16 protein-coding genes are annotated in these 16246 nt (G+C 38.7%); all 16 read right to left on the reverse strand.

The window, feature by feature from the left end:
• Positions 1-92: 92 nt before the first annotated feature.
• Entirely contained in the window at positions 93-569 is a 477-nt protein-coding gene (gene greA, locus CEQ83_RS22315) for a transcription elongation factor GreA (protein ID WP_013059279.1), read from the reverse strand.
• A 218-nt stretch (positions 570-787) separates the two neighbouring features.
• Positions 788-1423, reverse strand: coding sequence for a uridine kinase (gene udk / locus CEQ83_RS22320; RefSeq protein WP_028411675.1), 636 nt, complete (start codon positions 1421-1423; stop codon positions 788-790).
• A gap of 7 nt (positions 1424-1430) precedes the next feature.
• Positions 1431-2693, reverse strand: coding sequence for a peptidase U32 family protein (locus CEQ83_RS22325; RefSeq protein ID WP_098112957.1), 1263 nt, complete (start codon positions 2691-2693; stop codon positions 1431-1433).
• Between the two features lie 39 nt (positions 2694-2732).
• A complete protein-coding gene (locus CEQ83_RS22330) occupies positions 2733-3662 on the reverse strand; it encodes a peptidase U32 family protein (protein ID WP_028411677.1) in 930 nt (309 codons plus the stop codon).
• A complete protein-coding gene (locus CEQ83_RS22335; RefSeq protein ID WP_155017512.1) occupies positions 3659-4315 on the reverse strand; it encodes an O-methyltransferase in 657 nt (218 codons plus the stop codon). Before CEQ83_RS22335 ends, CEQ83_RS22330 begins: the two co-directional genes overlap by 4 nt.
• Before the next feature lie 181 nt (positions 4316-4496).
• Complete coding sequence (gene mltG / locus CEQ83_RS22340) at positions 4497-5600, reverse strand: endolytic transglycosylase MltG (RefSeq protein WP_028411679.1); 1104 nt, start codon at positions 5598-5600, stop codon at positions 4497-4499.
• Between the two features lie 413 nt (positions 5601-6013).
• A complete protein-coding gene (locus CEQ83_RS22345) occupies positions 6014-6298 on the reverse strand; it encodes a DUF1292 domain-containing protein (RefSeq protein ID WP_013059285.1) in 285 nt (94 codons plus the stop codon).
• Between the two features lie 154 nt (positions 6299-6452).
• Complete coding sequence (gene ruvX / locus CEQ83_RS22350) at positions 6453-6869, reverse strand: Holliday junction resolvase RuvX (RefSeq protein ID WP_013059286.1); 417 nt, start codon at positions 6867-6869, stop codon at positions 6453-6455.
• On the reverse strand, positions 6870-7139 hold the full coding sequence (locus CEQ83_RS22355) for an IreB family regulatory phosphoprotein (protein WP_013059287.1): 270 nt from the start codon (positions 7137-7139) through the stop codon (positions 6870-6872).
• 84 nt (positions 7140-7223) lie between these two features.
• Positions 7224-9857, reverse strand: coding sequence for an alanine--tRNA ligase (gene alaS / locus CEQ83_RS22360; protein ID WP_155017513.1), 2634 nt, complete (start codon positions 9855-9857; stop codon positions 7224-7226).
• A 388-nt stretch (positions 9858-10245) separates the two neighbouring features.
• On the reverse strand, positions 10246-11307 hold the full coding sequence (locus CEQ83_RS22370; protein ID WP_048019728.1) for an AI-2E family transporter: 1062 nt from the start codon (positions 11305-11307) through the stop codon (positions 10246-10248).
• Positions 11308-11420: 113 nt separating this feature from the next.
• Positions 11421-11555, reverse strand: coding sequence for a YrzQ family protein (locus CEQ83_RS22375; RefSeq protein ID WP_013059291.1), 135 nt, complete (start codon positions 11553-11555; stop codon positions 11421-11423).
• Between the two features lie 25 nt (positions 11556-11580).
• The gene (locus CEQ83_RS22380; protein WP_013059292.1) at positions 11581-11772 is read right to left on the reverse strand and encodes a hypothetical protein; all 192 of its coding nucleotides are present in this window, start codon (positions 11770-11772) and stop codon (positions 11581-11583) included.
• A 141-nt stretch (positions 11773-11913) separates the two neighbouring features.
• Positions 11914-14271: an SF1B family DNA helicase RecD2 gene (recD2, locus tag CEQ83_RS22385; protein WP_047749816.1), complete on the reverse strand. Its 2358-nt coding sequence runs from the start codon at positions 14269-14271 to the stop codon at positions 11914-11916.
• 24 nt (positions 14272-14295) lie between these two features.
• Positions 14296-14955 carry a tetratricopeptide repeat protein gene (locus CEQ83_RS22390; RefSeq protein ID WP_013085089.1) on the reverse strand — a complete coding sequence of 220 codons (660 nt, stop codon included), beginning with the start codon at positions 14953-14955 and terminating at the stop codon, positions 14296-14298.
• 157 nt (positions 14956-15112) lie between these two features.
• Positions 15113-16225, reverse strand: a complete 1113-nt coding sequence (mnmA, locus tag CEQ83_RS22395) for a tRNA 2-thiouridine(34) synthase MnmA (RefSeq protein WP_028411683.1) — start codon at positions 16223-16225, stop codon at positions 15113-15115.
• Positions 16226-16246: the final 21 nt, after the last annotated feature.

The raw sequence follows: 16246 nt of genomic DNA on the forward strand, positions 1-16246 counted from the left end.
TCTCTCCGTTTTTTTAAATCATATAAAAAAAGCTGACGCGTGTCAGCTTTTTTACTTACGAGCATTCAGTAGAACGCTTCCAACCATATGTTTTACTTAACAGATACAATTTTCACTGACATATCTCCACCAGGAGTTTGAACAGTTACTTGATCTCCAATTTGTTTGCCCATTAGACTTTTAGCAATTGGCGAATCATTTGAAATTTTCCCTTCAAATGGATCTGCTTCTGCACTACCTACAATTGTATACGTTTCTTCGTCACCATCTGGCAACTCTACAAATGTTACAGATTTACCTAATGATACGATAGAAGAATTTTCTACATCTTCTTCAATAATTTTCGCATTGCGAATCATATTCTCAAGCGTTGTAATACGTCCTTCCACGAAAGCCTGCTCGTCTTTTGCAGAATCGTACTCAGAGTTCTCCGATAAATCTCCAAAACTGCGGGCGATCTTGATACGCTCTACAACTTCTTTACGTTTTACTGTTTTTAAATATTCTAGCTCTTGCTCTAGCTTTAGCTTTCCTTCTTCTGTCATTGGAAATACTTTTTCTTGTGCCATAATCCCTTCACTCCTTCTTGAACTCAAAATCTCTAGTGTATACAGTCGATTTCTGTATGTACAAAAAATTTTCCACTCTGTGGAAAAATCAGTTAATAGAGAAATGACAGCTTCAAAATAGAAGCTGCTCGTTTCTCTATTCTTTATAATGTTTGTGTTTAGTTAGCAGAATATGTCTGCATTGTCTTCAAAAAAATTCCTGCATCTATGCTATGTTATTATAAAATGGCATTTTGTTCAAGAATTGTTTGAATTTTAGTGACCATCAAGTCAATCGCTACGTGGTTTTGACCGCCTTCAGGAATGATAATATCTGCATAGCGTTTTGTTGGTTCAACAAACTGATTATGCATCGGGCGAACGACAGATACGTATTGATCAACAACTGACTCAAGCGTACGCTCTCGTTCTTTAATATCACGAAGCATACGACGAATGATACGAAGATCCGCATCTGTATCTACGTATAGCTTGATATCCATTAAATTACGCAAGCGCTGATCTTCTAGTACAAGAATACCTTCTAAGATAATAACATCTTTTGGTTCTTCTTTAATTACCTTCTCAGAGCGCGTATGAATTGCGTAATCATATACCGGTTTGTCAATGCTCTCATAATTTAATAAGTTTTGCAAGTGTTCAATCAGCAAATCATTATCAAATGCTAGAGGATGATCGTAATTTGTTTGCAAACGCTGTTCAAACGGTACATCGCTTTGATCTTTATAATAATAGTCTTGCTCAAGAAGCATAATAGAATGCCCTTTAAAATACTCATAAATAGCTTTGGTTACAGTTGTTTTACCAGAACCGGATCCACCAGCGATACCGATTACAACGGGCTTTTTCCCCATTTTATATTTAAATCCCCTTTCGCATCATGTTATATGAAAATAGAGGTTGGTCCACTTTAAATTTCACAATTTGCAGCGGATGACGCGCAGCATCTAGTTCATTGCCATCTTCGTCCCAAATTTTATCTATTTTTTGCGTAAAGTTTTTAATTTCCGGACCAAAAAATTCCACTTCTTCTCCCGGTTTAAAATAGTTACGCTGTTGCAATGTCACGATGCTTTTTTCTTCATCATAATTCAATACTAAACCAGCAAAATCAAATTTTGTTTTCTTGCCGTGTACGCCAAACATTTGTTCATCCACTCCAGGAACCCCTTCAAAAAAGGCGGGAGCCGTATCGCGGTTCGCACATTTGTCTAGCTCATCAAGCCATTCTTTTTGAATCACAAAATTCTCAGGATCTGCACAGTATGCGTCAATCACTTTGCGATATACGCTCACCACTGTTGCAATATAGTGGATCGACTTCATACGTCCTTCAATTTTCAAGCTATCAATACCCAGCTCAATCATTTGAGGGATAGATTGAATTAAATTTAAATCTTTTGGACTCATTGCAAACGGATCGTCTTGCTCATCAAATAAAGGCGTTTCCGTTTTACCGTCTTCTACTTTAAATAAATCATAGTCCCAACGGCATGATTGACAGCAGCCTCCACGGTTTGAATCACGCGCTGTCATGTGGTTACTTAGCACGCAGCGGCCTGAATAAGCAATACACATCGCTCCGTGAATAAAAGCTTCAATTTCAATATCCACTTTTTCTTTCATTTCGCGCATTTCTTCAGCACCCGTTTCACGAGCAAGTACAACACGTTCTAATCCTTCTTCTTTCCAGAATTGAACGGCTTTCCAGTTTGAAAGTGATTGCTGCGTACTTAAGTGTACTTCAAGCTTAGGTGCAACGCGTCGACAGGTTTCGATAATTAACGGATCAGCTACGATGATTCCAGAAACGCCAGCGCGCTCTAATCCCATTAAATAATCTTCAAGTCCGTCCATATTTTCATTGTGAGCAAAAATGTTTGTTGTAACATAAATACGTGCGCCGTATTTGTTTGCAAACTGAACACCTTCTGCCATTTCTTCAAATGTAAAGTTATCTGCATTTGAACGAAGGCCAAACTCTTTTCCTCCGATAAACACAGCATCTGCTCCATAGTGTACGGCAACTTTTAATTTTTCAAGGTTACCGGCTGGAGCTAACAACTCAGGCTTTTTCGTAATAACTCGTTTACCTTCTACTACAGTATCGATTTGAACAGCCATCGTTTGTACCTCCTTTGTTTATCTTTCTTTGCATGCTTTTTAATATACAGTTTCTTTAAAGAAAAACCCTGTGTCTAACGGGCGGTTAATTGGCTGCAAGCTTTCAATTTCTTCTAACAAATCGTCTTTAACGTTTTCGTATTCTTCACGGTCATCTACACATAAATCAATCGCTTGACGATATTTTTTTGTTACTTCTAAAATATATTGCGGTGACTTTAATACGCCGTCAATTTTAAATACATCTACTTCAGCGTCAATCATTTCGGAAAGCTCATCGATAATGCACATATCATTTGGACTCATAATGTGCGTTCCATTTTCATCTTCGAAAATTGGATACTTATTGTTTCGCTCATTATCAAGTAAAAACATATCTTTTTCTACTTTACGATTTTCAATTTCCATGACTTTTCCTTGATACTCAAAGTAGTTGCCAAGAAGTGAACGTTTCGATTGGAACATACACGTCATGCCATGCACCTGAACTTCAATTTCTACTTCGGCTTTTTCTTTGATATCAATGATGCTATCCATGCTTAGCTCACGAGCAAGAACTGCACGCTTAGCTCCTTTGCGGCCCCAGTAGTTACATGAATACCAGTTTGTTCCCGTTGTTTCAGTACTCCAGTGCATCTTCATTTCTGGAGCTGTTTCACGCACTGCCATTAATACAGCCGGATCTCCAAATACAATCGCATCCACGCTTGCTTCTTTTAAGAATAAAATATATTCATTTAATTCGGCGATTTTATCATTGTGAAATAATCCGTTCATCGCTACGTAGACTTTTGCATCATGCTGATGAGCAATATTTACAGCTTCTACGATATCTTCACGTTTGAATTCACCTGCTAAACGCAAACCGTAGCGCTGTTCACCAACCATAATAGCCGTTGCTCCAGCTTGTAGTAATGATTCGATTTCCGAAACTGCAGTTGGTGTCACTAATAGTTCTGGTTTTTTCATTCTTGGTCACCTCTTTTAATACTAATCGCGATTCCGTCTCCAATAGGGAGAATAGTTGTATAATAATCGGGATGATTCATCAGCCACGTATTGTATGCCTGAATTTTTTTAATTAAGCTGCGGCGTCGACGTGTTTCTACTTCCGCCAAATCGGTCGCTACGTCACCTTTAAATAGTACGTTATCCGAAATAATCATTCCTTTAGAAGATAGCATCGGCTCATAATGTTCGAAAAAACGCTGATACTGACCTTTAGCTGCATCGATAAAGACTGCATCATAAGGACCATGACGTTCAATTTCATCTCTAAGCTCAAGTGCATCTCCAAACAACGACACAATTTTATCTTGTTTTCCCGCCCGTTCAATAAACTCTTGCGCTTTTTGGTAACGCTCTTCATTTCGTTCTACCGTAACCACTCGTGCCTCTGGAAGCGCATGGGTGATTCGAATAGACGAATATGCAATCGCTGTTCCAATTTCTAATATATGTTTTGGCTGATGAAGACGAAGAATTTGCAATAGCGTTTCAACACCAATCAATTCCATAATCGGAACGTGATGTTCTTCTGCATAAGCTTCCATTTCTTCAATAAGCTCCTGGCGCTTAGGAATAAGCTTTTCCACATACTGCTCTACGTTTTGTAAAAGCAAAACACTTCCTCCGTTCTCAGAAGTACATTTTACATTATGTTTTCATAACGTTTCATTACTGCAAAATAGTAAGACAACTAGTCTATTATAAGTTTTTTTCGTTTTTACGTAAACCCGATATATTTTAACATAAAAGATGGGGAATGCGAAGTATCGCGATTCCCCAATTTTAAATTTCCAATTATTTTTCGGTATTTTGCTTTTCTTTACCTGTAATATGCTTGGCTTTTTCTTTGTTATGTTCTTCTAACGTTTTGGTAAAAATAACTTTTCCTTCAGGTGTAGCCAAGAAGTATAAATAATCTGTATTGGCTGGATGTAACGCAGCTTTGATTGACATCAATCCAGAGCTGGCAATTGGTCCTGGAGGCAACCCCTTTACTTTATACGTATTGTAAGGAGAGTCCACTTCTAAATGCTTATAGAACACCCGGTCTTTATGCTCTCCTAAGGCATATAATACGGTTGGATCCGTTTGAAGAGGCATGTTTTTTTCAAGGCGATTATAAAAGACGCTGGCAATTTTTTCTCGGTCGACTTTCGCAGTCGCTTCCTCTTCAATTAGAGAAGACATGGTTAACAATTTATGTGCACTGAATTTTTTCTTTTCCATTTGCCCACTGTACTGACCTAATACATTATTTGTTTTCCCTACCATTTTATCCAATATTTCATCTAACGACACATTTTTATCATAAAAATCATACGTAACGGGATATAAATAACCTTCTAGCGGATGTTTAATATCTTTTTGCATCACTTCATCCGTTACTAAATCTGGATACTTTTCTTTCATTTTATTGATGAATGCCTTATCGTCTAGCTTTTTCATGACTTCGTCTTTTGTAAACTTTGTATTTTTAGCAATGATATCAGCAATTTCGACAAGCTGGCGTCCTTCTGGAATGGTGACACGAATATCAGGTTGTTTTGAAACCTCGCCTTTTTCCATTTTTTCAACCATTTCCCCTAAGCTCATGGAAGGAGAAAATAAATACGTTCCAGCTTGAAATCCAGATACATGGGTTAATTTTACGTAATAGCGAAAGGCACTTTTACTTTTAATTAAATCTTCTTTTTTCAATACCGTACCAATCGATTGAACGGAAGAACCTTGTGGAATGGTCACATTTACTTTTTTATTGCTGTTTCGATCCACGGGTGTTAAGCGGGATTGAGCATAGAAAAATGCACCGCCAACAAGTAAAAGAAGTACGATAATTGTAATAAAAATAACTCGTTTTTTCCTTGAACGATTAGGTGGTAAAAATGTTTGTTGCGACAAGCAGCTTCCTGGTTAAATCTACTTCTGTAAAAGAAGATACAACCAGTTTCACCTCTTTTCTTCTTGATTTTTTGTAAGTATGAACAGAGAGGATACATGAGATTGCGATTCATTCGTATCTCCTATAGGTGTGAGATGGTATCGCTTCCTTAAACTATCGCCTCTCCTAAATTTTTTCCATGATTTATGTTATTGTCTGCCCAAAGTCTAGTTTCATCCGTTCAAACAATGAATTCTTTTATTAAAATGCACTCTCACACGCAGGAATTATTATACTACAATTTATCTCATTTTTCGTCATTATCATACAATCTCCCCTAAGAATGCAAGGAAAAACCTTTTTTATATCTAAAAAGAACGGCCGCTATGTAAAAAAAAGCTGATAACGATTGTCATCAGCTTTTTCACTATAATTATTCGCCTTCTTCGTCAAGGAATGTGTTAACCATTTCCTCAACCATGTCCCACTCTTCTTCTGTTTCAATCGGTTGAAGCTCGCCGTCTTGACCGTCTTCACTTGGTGTGAAAGCAGATGCATGAATTTCAATTTCTTCTTCATCATCTTGGTCTGCTCCGATTGGATAGTAAATTACATATGATTTGTTATATTGATCAGAATCAAATGTGAATAAAATTTCGCATAGCTGCTCATTTCCATTCTCATCGACGATTGTAATTTTATTTTCTTCTACGCTCATGTTTGCACCTCATTTTATATTGTAAGCTCTTAGCTTAACTTTTTCTTCAGCGAAAAGCAAGCTGTTCAGTTATTTCACTTCCCTTTTACGTACGAAAGAATATGTAAAAGGGAAAGTCATAACTTGTCAGCTTAAGCAAAGCCTGCTGCTTTTCTTATTGCTTGCTGTCTAAGTATCCTTGAAGAATCATAACAGCTGCCATTTTATCGATTACTTTTTTGCGTTTCTTGCGGCTTACGTCGGCAGACAGCAGTACTCGCTCTGCTGCCATCGTTGACAAGCGCTCGTCCCACATCATCGTTTCAATGTTAAGTTTTTCTTTGACGTTGTCAGCAAACTCGATGCACGCTTCGCCTCGAGGGCCAATCGTACCATTCATATTTTTAGGAAGACCCACTACGATTTTCTCTACGGAATATTCGTCAATTAACTGCTGTAAACGAGGATATGATTGCTCCATCTGCTCATCTGCAATTTTAATTGTTTCAATTCCTTGCGCTGTCCATCCCATTTCATCACTAACTGCCACACCAATTGTTTTGGTTCCTACATCTAATCCTAATACGCGCATTTATGAATCCTTTCGATGCTGTTGTAAATAAGATTTAACAAGTTCTTCAATGAGCTCGTCTCGCTCTAACTGGCGAATTGTGTTTCTCGCATCGTTATGACGAGGAATGTAAGCAGGGTCTCCTGATAACAAATACCCAACGATTTGGTTAATCGGGTTGTAGCCTTTTTCTTGCAGTGCGTCATAAACCGTAAACAATACTTCATGTACGTTTGTTTCAGCTGGCTCATCTTGAAAATTAAATTGCATGGTTTTATCAAATGAACTCACGGTCCCACCTCACTCTCTTAATTTGTGAACACATTGTGCACTATGCTAAGTCTTATTTATATTGTACACCAAGAAAGAGGAGAATTAAACGGATTTAACCCATTCTTCTACAGTGCTAAGTGCTTTTTCAATTTGGCTAGCGTCTTTTCCTCCAGCTTGCGCCATGTCAGGGCGTCCGCCTCCGCCTCCGCCGCAAATCGTTGCTACTTCTTTAACAAGTTTGCCAGCATGATGGCCTTTAGCAATTAAATCTTTTGTTACACCTGCAATAATATTTACCTTTTCACCTTGTGGAGAAGCTAATACGATCACAGCAGATTCTAATTTTTGTTTTAAATCATCAACCATTGCACGAAGGTTATTCATATCCGTTGCATTCACTTTTGCTGCTAGGACATTTACACCATTAATGTTTTGTACGCGGTCAACAAGATTGCCAGCTTCAATATTGCCAAGCTTTGTAGATAGTGAATCATTTTCACGCTGAAGATTACGAATTTCTTCTAGTAATCCTTCAACGCGCCCTACTAAATCGCGCGGGTTGGATTTTACTTTTGCCGCAACTTCTTTTAGTAAACCTACTTGATCATTCATTAACTGATAGGCAGCTTTTCCAGTTACAGCTTCAATACGTCGAGTACCTGCACCGATTCCAGATTCTGATACAATTTTAAATAAACCGATAACAGATGTATTTGGTACGTGACATCCACCACATAATTCTAAGCTGTAGTCGCCTACTTGTACTACGCGCACGATATCTCCGTATTTCTCACCAAATAGTGCCATTGCACCCATCGCTTTTGCTTCGTCAATTGCTTTGTTTTCAATTTGTACAGAGATGCTGTCCCAAATCTTTTCATTAACGATTTGTTCAATTTTCTCAATCTCTTCTTGTGTCACTTGACCAAAGTGAGAGAAGTCAAAGCGCAAGCGATCCGCTGTTACTAAAGAACCCGCTTGATTAACATGCGTTCCTAACGTATCTTTTAATGCTTGATGCAATAAATGCGTTGCCGTATGGTTTTTCACAATCGCACTGCGGTTTTCTTCATCAAGCGTTGCCATGTATGTTTCACCTTTTACAAGCTCACCGCTTGTTACAGATACCGTTTGGACATTTTGACCATTTGGCGCTTTTTGAACGTCTTTTACTTCCGCTTTTCCTGAAGCACTTTGGATCGTACCTTGGTCCGCAATTTGACCGCCGCTTTCTGCGTAGAATGGCGTGTGGCTTAAGATGACTTGCGCTTCTGTTCCAGCTTCAGCACGGTCAACAAGCTCACCGTCTACAATAATTGCTTCAACAACTGTTTCTACTTCATTTTTATCATAGCCCACAAACTCACTTGCAACCGTTACTTCACCAAGTACGCCGCCTTGAACTTGCATAGAACTAGAATCTTGACGAGCAGCACGCGCACGCTCACGCTGTGCTTCCATTTCACGTTCAAAACCTGCATGATCGATTTTCATGTTCTCATCTTCTGCGTATTCTTCCGTTAATTCAACAGGGAAGCCATACGTATCATATAGACGGAAAACATCTTCGCCTTGTACCGTATCACTGTTTTGCGCTTTTTCTTTTTTAATAACAGTTGCCAAGATAGCTAGTCCGTCATTTAACGTTTCGTGAAAACGCTCTTCTTCATTTTTGACTACGCGCTGGATAAAATCCGTTTTTTCCTTTACTTCCGGATAGAAATCAACCATGATTTCACCTACTACCGGCACTAGGTCGTACATGAACGGACGATTAATGTTTAACTTTTTAGCATAGCGAACTGCTCGGCGTAACAAACGACGCAGCACATACCCGCGGCCTTCATTTGAAGGAAGAGCACCATCACCTACAGCAAATGTTACCGTACGAATGTGGTCAGCAATGACTTTAAATGCCGTATCTTGCTCATCATTTGTACGATATTTAGCGCCTGAAATATTTTCTGTTGCTTCAATAATTGGCATAAACAAATCTGTATCAAAGTTTGTTTGCACATCTTGAATAACAGAAACCATACGCTCTAAGCCCATTCCTGTATCAATATTTTTCTTTGGAAGCGGCGTGTACGTATTATCAGGATTATGATTAAACTGAGAAAATACAAGGTTCCAAATTTCTAAATAACGCTCATTTTCTCCACCTGGATATAATTCCGGATCAGTTAGGTCATTTCCATATGCTTCTCCGCGATCATAAAAGATCTCTGTATTTGGACCACTCGGACCTTCTCCAATATCCCAGAAGTTACCTTCTAAACGAATGATACGCTCTTTAGGCACGCCCATTTTTTCATTCCAGATCTTAAATGCTTCTTCATCTTCAGGGTGAACTGTTACAGATAGCTTATCTGCGTCGAATCCAATCCATTTATCGCTCGTTAAGAATTCCCATGCCCATTGGATTGCTTCTTCTTTGAAATAATCACCGATAGAGAAGTTACCAAGCATTTCAAAAAACGTATGATGGCGAGCCGTTTTACCTACGTTTTCGATATCGTTTGTACGAATAGATTTTTGTGCGTTACAAATACGCGGATTTTGAGGAATAACACGACCATCAAAATATTTTTTTAATGTAGCTACTCCACTGTTAATCCATAATAAAGATGGATCTTCATGCGGAACTAAAGATGCGCTTGGTTCTACATCATGGCCTTTTTCTTTAAAGAAATCTAAATACATTTGACGAACTTGTGCTGACGTCAGTTTTTTCATGATTGGTCCTCCTTTAATACTCTTCTTATTTATAGACAAAAAAATGATGACATAAAAGCATCTATTTTGCCTGTGTCCAAAAGTAATTGCTAGTTATTTGCACACAAAAAAACTCTCATCCCTGTAGCAGGGACGAGAGTTGAACTCGCGGTACCACCCTGATTATAAATGCCAAAAGCATTTATCACCTTCATAGCGTTAACGTTGCTGACACGGCAGGTTTTAGCCTGCACTCTGGACTAGCGTTCAGCTGCTCTTTGTTTAGCGCTTCTTTCAGCCAAGGAAGCCCTTCTCTAAAAACCAGTGTGCAACGTACTCGATCCATCATTGTGTTCAAAATATGTAGCGTTTTCTTATGGCGATATTATGACAAATTAACCGCTCTTTGTCAATGTTTGAGCGTATAAGAGCGGATATGCAAAATAGATATTTTAACGACTGCTAAAATTGGCACAGCCAAAATGAGACCCAATACTCCTCCAAACTCTCCTCCTAAAAGGAGCGCAAGCATGATAAACAAAGGATGAATATGAAGGCTCTTTCCTACGATAAGCGGAGACAGCACATTTCCTTCTAGAAACTGCAGCACAAAGATAATAATGACAATGGTAATAACCAACTTTATCGAGATAGTTGCTGCAATAATAGCTGCTGGAACCGCACCAATAATCGGGCCAAAATACGGAATGATATTCGTTACGCCAATAATAAAGCCTAAAAGAAGTGCATAAGGTACATGAAAGAACCAAAGTGCTGCTGTGGCAATCACACCAATAATGAGACAAACAAAAAATTGTCCTCTAATATAATTGCCAAGCGATTCATTCACATCCGATAAAAAACGTTCGCCTGGTTTGTGCCACTTTTTAGGTGTGACATAAGCTGTTGCTTTCTTAATAGAGGAAAAATCCTTCAGCATATAAAAAACAATAAATGGAATAATGATTAAAATCAAAAAAGAGGTAATCAATGATTTTAATCCTTCCGCCACTTTTGTAAGCCACACGTTGAGCGTAGCCTCTACATCATCAATGCTGCCTTCAATTTTCTCATGTACACCGTTTGGAAGTGAAGTTGTACGATCATGAATCGATTCTACCCAATGTCTATATGTATTCGTAAAATGAGGCAGCTGTTCATTTAAATCTTTTACTTGTTCCACAAAAATAGGATACGACTTATAGGCTCCGAACCCGATTCCTCCAAAAAAGATAATGTAGATCAGTAAAATAGCTAGAGGACGAGGCACGCCTTTATCATGCGTTTTTTCAATAAGCGGATGAAGTAAATATGTAATGAATGCTGCAATAAAAAAAGGCAGCAGTGCTTTTAAAAACATGTAAATAACAGGCAGCCATAAAAACTGGACTTTAAAAAAGACTAATATGCACAGCAGTGCTAATAACAGCAGTCCGAATCTATAGAACCATTTGAATGAACTATCTTTCAACGTAAACTCCTCCTCTCTTCTATTTTTTGATAAAGAAAGGAGTTTATACATGCAGTTGTATCTTCTGCCTGCAAAAAAGCACTATTGCAGCTCAGTGCAATAGTGCTTTTTTATTAGTGAATAGCTTTCATCATACGTTTACGCATTTTTTTCATATTTCTTTTTGTAAACATCTCTCGATCATCTGCCATTTTAAATGCATAAGCTCCAAGACCGAAAGCGACTACTGACGGAATGATTCTGCCCATTGCTCTTCCTCCCGGTAAAAAAGAATTAGAAATTGATTGTGCGCTCGTCATCTGAGAACAAATCATCAAGCGAGCTCAATGTTCCATCTTCTTCTACTTGGTGAGTATTAATTTGTCCTTTTGAAATAGTCATTTCAATAAAACAATTCCAGCAGTAATACTGATTTACACCAATTTTGCCAACGTCAATACTTTTACAGTTTGGACATTTAAACAAAGTCGACACCTCTTTATACGTTCTACTTATATAAACGCATTATGTCCACTTTTTTTCACGCCCATACTTTATTTTCTGACAATTAGCAAAGAAGGATGGCAACAAAGGAGTTTATTTAACTCTTTGTTAGCATGCGAAAGGTTACATGAAATCATACGGCGTAACGTTTTCCATCCCAATATTTGCATCTTTCATAAATGGAATTTCGGGATCTTCTATGTCGTTATCCAAGCTTTCTCGAAGCAGGGGCTGTAAATTCGTTTGTCGAACGCTGTCTTCATTCCGGCTGACTCCAAGCTGAAACGCTTCGTCTTCGCCGCATAAAATTAAAAACTGTTTACTTCGCGTAACGGCGGTATAAAGTAAATTGCGTCGCAGCATCCGGTAATAGCTTTTGACAATTGGAAGCACAACAATGGGAAATTCACTTCCCTGCGATTTATGAATGGAACAGCAGTATGCATGAGTTATTTGATTAAAGTCTTGCTTTGTATAAGTTACTTCGTTTCCTTCATATGAAATAACCAGCATATCCTGTTTTTCCGTATTTTCTTTGGCAAAGAAAACTGAGACGATTTCTCCCATATCTCCGTTAAATACGTTGCTATCCGGCTGATTTACAAGCTGCAGCACTTTATCTCCGACTCGGTACGTAATATCTCCGTGCTTAAGCTCTCTTCTTTGCTCAGAAGCCGGGTTAAATAATTCCTGAAGAACTTCATTCAGTTTATCAATCCCTGCAGGACCTTTATACATAGGAGCTAGAACTTGAATATCTTTAGCCGTATAGCCTTTTTTTAACGCATTCCCGCAAACTTGTTGCACGACATTCGTGATGTGCTGTCCGTGACAGCGAATAAAGGAACGATCTCCTTGCTGCCTCGATAAGTCTTCCGGAAGCTTTCCTTTTTTTATTTCATGAGCCAAATCAATAATCGATGACCCTTCCGCTTGCCGGTATACATCTGTCAGACGGACGGTAGGAACTACTTCTGAACTCAGTAAATCTTTTAACACCTGTCCCGGACCTACTGAAGGAAGCTGGTCTTCGTCTCCAACTAAAATAACCTGTAAATTAGCAGGAAGAGACTTAAACAGCTGATGAGCAAGCCACAAATCTACCATCGATACTTCATCCACAATCAATAATTTTCCGTCAATTGGATTCTCCTCATTATGGTCAAATCCTTCTTGTCCGTTCCATTTTAATAATCTGTGAATCGTAACTGCCGGAAGTCCGGTCGCTTCGCTCATTCGTTTAGCAGCGCGTCCAGTAGGTGCCACAAGTAAAACAGGAAAAGCTTCATCTTTTTTATAATCCCCTGGATTTAACGAACATCCGTGAAGTTCTGCATAGAGTTCGACTATTCCTTTAATAACCGTTGTTTTCCCTGTACCTGGTCCACCTGTTAAAAGAAGCATTGGAGACATTAAAGCAGTTTGTATGCCCTTGCGCTGAGACGGTGCATATTGCACGTCTAATCGCTCTTCTAGTTCACCTAAAGCTAGTAAAAATTCTGATTCTGGAAACTGCTCTTCGTATTGCGTTTGGGCCATAATTTTTTGAATAGCTTTAACCAGCCCTTTTTCAGCATAGAAAAGGGGAGGAAAATAAATTTTTTCGTCTTGAATGATAAGCTTTTTGTCTGCTTTTAATGCGTCCACTTCTCTTGTAAGATCCATTTCAGACAGATTCTCATGCCTGCTTTTTCGAAGAAGCTCTGCTGTTTTTCCATACAGCTGATCTGCCGTGACGTATACATGTCCCATTTGATTACATTCTTGCTCAATGACGTATAAAATACCTGCACGCAAACGATCAGGATGGTTGGTTGCCATACCAAGCCTCTTTCCAAGTTCATCGGCCCTGCTAAAACCAATACCTTGAATATCTTCTACGAGCTGATAAGGATTATTTTGAACAATTTCAAGCGCTTCTTGTTTGTACGCTTGGAAAATCTTCATCGAAAGCTGCGGTCCAAACCCGAGGTCTGTCAGCTTTACCATTACTTCTTCTAACCCTTGATGTTCACGAAGCTGCGTTACTAAAGCCTCTGCCTTGTCGGCTGAAAGCCTCGGAACCTCTTTTAGCACGGACTCATTTTGCAAAATACGAAAAATAGCGCGTTCTCCTAGGGCGTCCACAATATTTTCAGCGGTTTTTTTACCGATTCCGTGAAATAAATCGCTTGATAGGTACTGAACAACCCCTTGCCTTGATTGCGGAAGTTCTTTTTTAAACTGCTCAACATGAAATTGCAGACCAAACTTTGGATGCTCTTTGAAGTCCCCGTAAAATGTGTATACTTCATCTTCATTAAGCTTAGGAAAATAGCCTGTAACGACCGTTTCTTTATCTTCAATCTCTAAATTTGTTTTTTTGATCCGTATCCGCGTAACGTTATATAAGTTTTCTTCGTTATGAAAAACCGTTACAATTGACGTGCCGCTTATATAATGACGTTCTGGCTGTGAAGGGTTCACTAGTTCTTCGTTCATGTTATCCTTCCTTTACCCGCTTTCTTAATGTTCTAATGTAGACAGAACTTGTTTAGCATTTGCTGCCATTACGTGATCTGGCTGCACGTTTAAAGCTTCATCTAACATCTCAATTGCTTTGTCCTTATCATCTTTCATGGCATACGCTACGCCCAAATTATAGAAAGCATCGGCATGTTCTGGCTCTTGATTTACTACCTTAAGAAATTCAGCAATCGCTTCATCTACCATTTCGAGCTGTGCTAAACAAAGACCGTACTGAAATTTTGCTTCTACATCATGTTCGTTTAGTTCTACCGCTCGCTGCAGATAAGGCATCGCAAAACGAATTTCTTCCATATGAAACAGCGTTAAACCAAGCATAAAGTAGGCATCGGATGAATCTAAGCCTTTTTTGATTGCTAAATCAAAGTAGTGCTTTGCCTGCTCAAGCTGCTCTGCATTAAAATAAATATTTCCTGCTCCGTAATACGCTGTTGCCGTTTCTTCATCTAATTCAATCGCACGTTCATAAAATTTCAAAGCACGATCCATCTCACTAACAGCCGCTAACAAATTGCCAAAATTCACATACACAATTGGATCTTTTGGATTATCTTCAATTGCTTCTGAAAATGTTTTAGCAGCCTCTTCAAATTTCCCTTCCTGCATATACTGAATTCCTAGCTGATTTTTATCTGTCATTTTTTCGTTCACTCCACTGTTTTAGTTATGATTTAAAAGATTTTCACATCATGAAAATCTAGAATATGTAAGTTATTAGTTTACCCAATAAGTAAAGTATATCATAGAAAAACCTCAGCTATATACAGCTGAGGTTTTTCGTTCTTGCTTATATAAATTATACGTACCAAATTTGCTCTTCTTCTTGAAATACTTTGTCAATAGTTGCTCCGCCAAGACATTCGTCATCTTTGTAAAACACAACTGCTTGACCTGGCGTAATTGCCCGCACGGGTTCAGCAAAAATAACTTTAATTGTATCATCATCGACTTTCTCAACGGTTACTGCTGAATCGGTTTGACGATAGCGGAATTTTGCTGTGCACGTCATTGGTGACGACCAGTCACGGTCGCTTACCCAGCTGACATTTGTTGCTGTAAGAGATGTAGAATAAAGCAGCTCATTGTGAAAGCCTTGATCGACGTATAAAACGTTTTTTTCTAAATCTTTTCCAACTACAAACCAAGGTTCGCCGCTGCCTCCGATACCCAAACCATGGCGTTGACCAATCGTGTAGTACATAAGGCCGTCATGCTTGCCTTTCACTTCGCCGTCAAGCGTTTGCATCACACCTGGCTGAGCAGGAAGATACTGACTTAAAAATTCCTTGAAGTTGCGTTCGCCAATAAAGCAAATACCTGTGCTGTCTTTTTTCGTTGCTGTAGCAAGGCCTGCTTCTTTTGCAATTTCACGCACTTTTGATTTCTCAATTTCTCCAATTGGGAACATTACTTTTGAAAGCTGATCTTGTCCTAATTGATTTAAGAAATACGTTTGATCTTTATTTCCATCTACGCCTCGAAGCATTTTATACTCCCCGTCACGATACGCAACGCGTGCATAATGTCCTGTCGCTAGATAGTCTGCTCCTAGCGTCATTGCATGCTCCAAAAAGGCTTTGAATTTAATTTCTTTATTACACATTACATCAGGATTCGGTGTACGACCTGCTTTATATTCATCTAAAAAGTAGGTAAATACTTTATCCCAATATTGTTTCTCAAAGTTGACTGCATAGTAGGGAATACCAATTTGATTACATACGCGAATAACATCGTTATAATCTTCAGTCGCAGTACAAACGCCGTTTTCATCCGTATCGTCCCAGTTTTTCATAAAGATTCCGATCACATCGTATCCTTGTTGTTTTAATAAAAGAGCTGCTACAGATGAATCAACGCCTCCGCTCATTCCGACTACTACACGTGTATCTTTAGGTGATTTTGTCAACTTCGCCACCTCCGTTTTCTT

It is taken from the genome of Priestia megaterium (genome assembly GCF_009497655.1).
Taxonomy (GTDB): Bacteria; Bacillota; Bacilli; order Bacillales; family Bacillaceae_H; genus Priestia; species Priestia zanthoxyli.

What these genes read in the sequence shown, in the direction of transcription:
- ruvX (WP_013059286.1), bottom strand. Translation starts at nt 6,869, where the DNA reads ATGCGCGTATTAGGATTAGATGTAGGAACCAAAACAATTGGTGTGGCA.
- CEQ83_RS22390 (WP_013085089.1), bottom strand. Translation starts at nt 14,955, where the DNA reads ATGACAGATAAAAATCAGCTAGGAATTCAGTATATGCAGGAAGGGAAA.
- CEQ83_RS22325 (WP_098112957.1), bottom strand. Translation starts at nt 2,693, where the DNA reads ATGGCTGTTCAAATCGATACTGTAGTAGAAGGTAAACGAGTTATTACG.
- recD2 (WP_047749816.1), bottom strand. Translation starts at nt 14,271, where the DNA reads ATGAACGAAGAACTAGTGAACCCTTCACAGCCAGAACGTCATTATATA.
- CEQ83_RS22345 (WP_013059285.1), bottom strand. Translation starts at nt 6,298, where the DNA reads ATGAGCGTAGAAGAAAATAAAATTACAATCGTCGATGAGAATGGAAAT.
- CEQ83_RS22375 (WP_013059291.1), bottom strand. Translation starts at nt 11,555, where the DNA reads ATGGGCAGAATCATTCCGTCAGTAGTCGCTTTCGGTCTTGGAGCTTAT.
- alaS (WP_155017513.1), bottom strand. Translation starts at nt 9,857, where the DNA reads ATGAAAAAACTGACGTCAGCACAAGTTCGTCAAATGTATTTAGATTTC.
- udk (WP_028411675.1), bottom strand. Translation starts at nt 1,423, where the DNA reads ATGGGGAAAAAGCCCGTTGTAATCGGTATCGCTGGTGGATCCGGTTCT.
- CEQ83_RS22330 (WP_028411677.1), bottom strand. Translation starts at nt 3,662, where the DNA reads ATGAAAAAACCAGAACTATTAGTGACACCAACTGCAGTTTCGGAAATC.
- greA (WP_013059279.1), bottom strand. Translation starts at nt 569, where the DNA reads ATGGCACAAGAAAAAGTATTTCCAATGACAGAAGAAGGAAAGCTAAAG.